Here is a 2,330-nt window from a genome sequence, read left to right on the forward strand (position 1 = left end):
CCAAGGCGCCGGCGGCCGGCCCCGGCGCCCCCCTGGCGCCCGCGCCGGCGGCTGACCGCTTGGGCACCCCGGGTGAGCCGCCGTCACCGGTCCCGGCTCCGGCACGGATGGCTGCGGAGGCCGAACCGCACCACCACCCGGACGAAGAATTCGCGGCGACCCGGGTCCGCACGGTGGCCCCGCCGTCGGGCCCCCTCACCATTACCTTCGACGACGGGCGCGATGTGGTACTTGAAACGACGGCCCTGATCGGGCGCAACCCGGCCGCAGGCGCCGGCGAGGACATTGACCAACTGATCGATTTCGCGGACATGGGACGTTCCGTCTCCAAGACCCATCTGCTGCTGCGGGTCGACGGCGGCACCGTCTGGGTGACGGACCGCAACTCCACCAACGGGACCGCGGTGACCGGCGGCGACGGCATCCGCCGTCAGCTGGCCCCCGGGGATCCCGTGGCGGCGCAACCCGGCGCGACCGTCGAATTCGGCGACCGCAGCTTTACCATCGGACGGGCATGAGCACGGCGTCGGGAGGGGAGCCCATCCGGCTCACTGTCGGTGCCGGGTCGGACCGCGGGTTGCGGCGGCAGCTGAACGAGGACGCGTATCTGGCCGACGGGACGCTGTTCGCGGTGGCCGACGGCATGGGCGGGCACGAGGCGGGCGAAGTGGCCAGCCGCATTTGCGTGGAGACGATGCGGGACTACGTGGCCAGCCACGAACTCGGCGCGCACGAACTGGAACAGCTGATCGGCCGGGCGGACGCGCGGATCAGGGCGGCGGCTGCATCGCGGGCGGGCACGACGGTATCCGGGGCCGCGCTGGTCTCCGAACGCGGGGTGCCGTATTGGCTCGTGTTCAACGTCGGCGATTCCCGCACCTACCGGCTCAACCACGGCAAACTTGTCCAGATCAGCGTCGACCACTCCGAAGTGCAGGAACTGCTCGAGGCCGGAGAAATCACCGCCCAGGAGGCCCTGGTGCACCCCCGCCGGCACGTCATTACCCGGGCGCTGGGCACCGGCGAAGACAACCAGCCGGATTTTTGGATGGTGCCCGTGGAACCGGGGGACCGGATCATGATCTGCTCCGACGGGCTGACCTCGGAGGTCAGCGACGACCACATCTACGCCATCCTCACCTCCGTATCCGGTCCCCAGGACGCAGTCGATGCACTGATCCAGGCCGCGCTGCGCTCCGGCGGGCGCGACAACATCACCGTGGTCGTCGTTGATGTAGCCGGTCCCGCAGGCGACGCCGACGACGCCTCGACCGCCCCGCGGCAGGAGGATACGACGACGCTGCCCCGGCTGGATGCTCCGAAACAGGGAGCGGCGGAGGAGGACGCCTGATGGCGGGCATGACGTACAGCCCCGGGCCTTGGCTGGGGCTGGTCAGCGGCGGCACAGCGGTGCTCCTCGAACCCGGCGCTCCCGAGGACCTGGTGCAGCAGTTGTGGCAGGCGCTGGAGTCCGGCGCCACGCTGGAAACGTTGCTCGGAACGGTGGTCTCCGGGTACGGCGCCAACCTGTCGGCCATGCCGCAGTTCGGCATCGTCTCCTGTTCCGGCGGCATCCACGCGGTGCTCCGCGGCGACGTGGTGGTGTCCGCCGACCCGGACGGGCAGGAACTGAGCGGACGCGGCGTCTCGAGCTGGACCGAGGGGCGGCTGCGGGCCGGCAGCGTGGCCATTGCGGCCGGGCCCGACGGCTCCCGGCCCGAAGGCCGGACGGGACGGTGGCTACCGCTGCGCGCCGGGGCGGTACAGCTGGCCGCCCTGCGCATGGGCGCGGCACTCGAGGCCGGACGGGAGCCCCGAGTAGAGGGCGCAGCCGATCCGGCCCGAACGGACCGGACGGCCGGCGTTTCTGCACCTGCACCCGCACCCGCATCGGCGGCCCCTGCACCTGCATCGGCGGCCCCTGCACCCGTACCGGCACCGGCACCCGTACCCGCACCGGCCCCTGCACCCGTACCCGCCCCGGTTCCGGCCGCGCAGCCCGAGCCGGCTCCCGCATCCGCCCCGGTTCCGGCCGCGCAGCCCGAATCGACAGGACCGGAGTCCGCCGGCGCCGGCTGGGCCGAAAGCCTGGACCTGACCAGCCTCTACGTGCCCGACGACGAGTCCGAGGGCGCCGCCGCCGCCGACGAATGGGCGCCCGCAGACGAACCGCGCGCCCAAGCAGGACAGGCCGCCGGCGCCCCCTCGGAACCGAACCCCGCGGCGGCAGACGATGGCCTGGACCAGACAGTAGTCCACGCCGCCGCGCAACGTGCCAACCTGCAACCGCCGCCGCCCCCAGCCGCCGCCGGCGAGGTTCCGGCAGGGGC

At 72.9% G+C, this 2,330-nt stretch carries 2 protein-coding genes and 1 pseudogene; all 3 read left to right on the forward strand.

Annotation, left to right across the window (positions count from 1 at the left end; translation table 11 throughout):
- The coding region (locus AC5RUH_RS16580) for an FHA domain-containing protein (RefSeq protein ID WP_494129142.1) at window positions 1–518 on the forward strand (518 nt) is incomplete at its 5' end.
- On the forward strand, window positions 515–1,351 hold the full coding sequence (locus AC5RUH_RS16585) for a PP2C family protein-serine/threonine phosphatase (RefSeq protein WP_494129143.1): 837 nt from the start codon (window positions 515–517) through the stop codon (window positions 1,349–1,351). The genes AC5RUH_RS16580 and AC5RUH_RS16585, both read left to right, overlap by 4 nt.
- Window positions 1,351–2,330 (forward strand): annotated as a pseudogene (locus AC5RUH_RS16590) (hypothetical protein); the annotation flags it as partial. The gene AC5RUH_RS16585 and the pseudogene AC5RUH_RS16590, both read left to right, overlap by 1 nt.

It is taken from the genome of Arthrobacter sp. Y3223166 (genome assembly GCF_059090935.1).

Bases quoted from the DNA above. Each gene is read 5' to 3' on its own strand.
- AC5RUH_RS16585 (WP_494129143.1), top strand. From the start codon at position 515: ATGAGCACGGCGTCGGGAGGGGAGCCCATCCGGCTCACTGTCGGTGCC.